Raw genomic sequence first — 2,745 nt, 5'->3', positions numbered from 1 at the left:
GTTATTATTTCGAAATAAAAGAAACCTATTTGAAAAATAATGGACTTGTATAAAAAAAGATTATTTTAAGAGGGGAGGAAAAAAAATAATTAGTTATGTCTACTTATTAATTCATCAAAGACATCATCTAAAGGTATACCTTTGTATGCTAAATTAAGTATTGTAAAGAATATTAAATCTGCAGATTCATGTACAAGATCTTCATTATTTTTTGAAGCTAAAATAACTTCAGTAGCCTCTTCTCCTAATTTTTCAAGAATTTTATCTTCAGCTTTTTTATCAGAATCTTGCATTAATTTTGAAGTATAAGAATCTATAGGATTATTTTTTCTATCAACTAATGTATCATAAACTTCTCTTATTATTTCATCTTTCATATTATCCTCACTTCTTTATTGTTGTATTTTTATCTCTTAAACTACCAGTTATTGCAATCAATGGATGTTGTGCATCAGCAATTATTTCAATATCTTTCAAACTATGAATACCATTCTTTTCAGCAGTTTTTTCAATTCCTAACTTGATATTCTTACTTAATGAAATAACATATGCTGTAATTTTATCATTACCCATCTTATATGATGCAACTAATCTATGATGTCCATCAACAACTAAATATTTATGTTCATTTATTTTCACAACTATAATAGGTTCAGCTAAACCCCTTTCTATTTCATAAGTTCTTCCCTCTAATTCATCAGCATAAACCTTATCTTGTGTAGGTTTTAAATTAACAATATCCACTTTTTCTTTATCAAGTGTTGTTTTAATACCATATAGTTGTTCAAGAGTTTTTCTAAATTGATTTACTTTTTCTGGTGTAGATCTTTCTATATGTGAACGTAAAATATCAGTATTGGTTATGATTCCAAGAACTTTCTTATTTTCATCAGTTACTGGAAGTCTTGATATTCCAAGGCGGAACATAACTCTTGCAGCATCATTAATAGATAGTTCTTCATTGGCTATAACAATATCCTTTGACATCATACCTTCAACAGTTGGACTTATATCTTTAATAAGAAGATCAGATGCTGTGATTATGCCAACAATTTCATCATTGTCTTCTACTGGAAATCCATCATGTCCTGTTTTTTTAATAATCTCTTTAATTTCTTTTATGGGCATGTTGGAATTTACTGTAATGACGTTTCGTGTCATGTAATCTTTAACTTTTTTATAATCACTCATCTTTATCCACTCCATTTAATAGAAAAAATTAAGAAAAAAAATCATAACTGATCTAATTTTTCTTTAATCATCTTATTAGTTTCACCAGCATTTGCTTTTCCACGAGTTAATCTCATTACTTGACCAACAAGGAAGTTTACAGCATTATCTTTACCATTTTTATAATCTTCCACTGCATTAGGATTTTCCTCTATTGCTTGATTAATAGCATTTACTATAGCATCATCTTCAACAACACCAATAATATCCATTTCATTACCAATTTCTGTTGGTGTTTTATCATTACCAGGCATTTGTTCTATGAGTTTGTGTGCAGCTTCTGGTGTTACTTGTTTAGATTCTATTAAATTAATTAATTCAACGATATCTGAAGGTGTTATTTTACTTTCTGCATATTGTATTTTATTGTAGTGTAATACTCTTTTTAATTCATCTCTCATTAATCTTGCAGCAACATTAGCGTCAACTTCTTTACATACTTCTTCAAATGCATCAGCTAATTCTAGTTCTGAAGTTAATACTTTTGCATCTTTCTTGTCAATACCATACTCTTCAACGAATCTTTCAGTTTTTAAGTGAGCAGGTTCAGGCATATTTTGTCTAATTTCTTCAACATGTGCAGGATCAATTTTTAATGGAGGAAGATCTGGATCTGGTATGTATCTGTAATCATCAGCATCTTCTTTTAATCTCATAGGTACTGTAATCATTTGAGATTCAAGATAAGCACGAGTTTCTTGTTGTACTTCTCCACCTCTACGAAGAATATTTTTTTGTCTTATTAATTCAAATTTAAGTACTTTATAGGCTCCACGTATAGAGTTAACATTTTTAACTTCTGCTCTTTTTCCACCTTCAATTGAAATGTTAACGTCAGCTCTCATTGTACCTTCACCACGTGCACTACCACTGTAGTTTAGTACACGAATTAATTCATTTAAGAAGTTTCTTGCTTCTTCTGGTGATTTCATATCAGGTTCTGTTACAATCTCAATAAGAGGTATACCTGATCTATTAAAGTCAACAGTACCTCTGTCAGGTTTATATTGTCCTGGATCTTCTTCAACGTGTATTTCATGTATTCTTACACCATTTAGTTCTCCTTTTATTCCTACTGGAACTGATGTTCTTTGATATCCACTAGATAAATCAGGATAATCATAGTGTTTTCTCATAAAGTAAATAACTTCATTAGAAATTTCACACCCAAGCATCAATGCTACTTTTATAGCATTATCAAGTGCTGCCTGGTTTGGTGGATATGGTTTTGCACCAGGTTGATTTAAACATACTGGACATATATTTGTGTTGTTTGGTGCAGATTGATAGTTTGTAGGGCAACTACAAAATAGTTTTGAGTTTGTATTTAATTGTACGTGGATTTCAAGTCCACACATCATATCTGTAATAATGATTCCTCCAACTTTAAATAATCTTTTATGTAATTAAGTTAATATTTTGTTTTTTATAAAATACTAGTAAATATTATATAATTATATTTATATCTATTAATTTAAATTTTTATGTTATTTATTTATATGTTGTATCTTCAAG

At 29.1% G+C, this 2,745-nt stretch carries 3 protein-coding genes; all 3 read right to left on the bottom strand.

Annotated features, from left to right (window positions below; all coding sequences use genetic code 11):
- Nucleotides 1–89: 89 nt before the first annotated feature.
- The 3 genes from hisE to gatB are packed head-to-tail and all read right to left on the bottom strand — an operon-like array spanning nt 90 to nt 2,591.
- On the bottom strand, nt 90–377 hold the full coding sequence (gene hisE / locus A9758_RS03060) for a phosphoribosyl-ATP diphosphatase (protein WP_011405883.1): 288 nt from the start codon (nt 375–377) through the stop codon (nt 90–92).
- A gap of 7 nt (nt 378–384) precedes the next feature.
- Nucleotides 385–1,191 carry a CBS domain-containing protein gene (locus A9758_RS03055; RefSeq protein ID WP_048059681.1) on the bottom strand — a complete coding sequence of 269 codons (807 nt, stop codon included), beginning with the start codon at nt 1,189–1,191 and terminating at the stop codon, nt 385–387.
- Nucleotides 1,192–1,232: 41 nt separating this feature from the next.
- Complete coding sequence (gene gatB, locus A9758_RS03050; RefSeq protein ID WP_011405885.1) at nt 1,233–2,591, bottom strand: Asp-tRNA(Asn)/Glu-tRNA(Gln) amidotransferase subunit GatB; 1,359 nt, start codon at nt 2,589–2,591, stop codon at nt 1,233–1,235.
- Nucleotides 2,592–2,745 lie beyond the last annotated feature (154 nt).

This window comes from Methanosphaera sp. A6 (assembly GCF_001729395.1).
In the GTDB taxonomy this organism is placed as follows: Archaea; Methanobacteriota; Methanobacteria; order Methanobacteriales; family Methanobacteriaceae; genus Methanosphaera; species Methanosphaera stadtmanae.
This window is presented reverse-complemented; position numbering and strand designations above follow the sequence as displayed.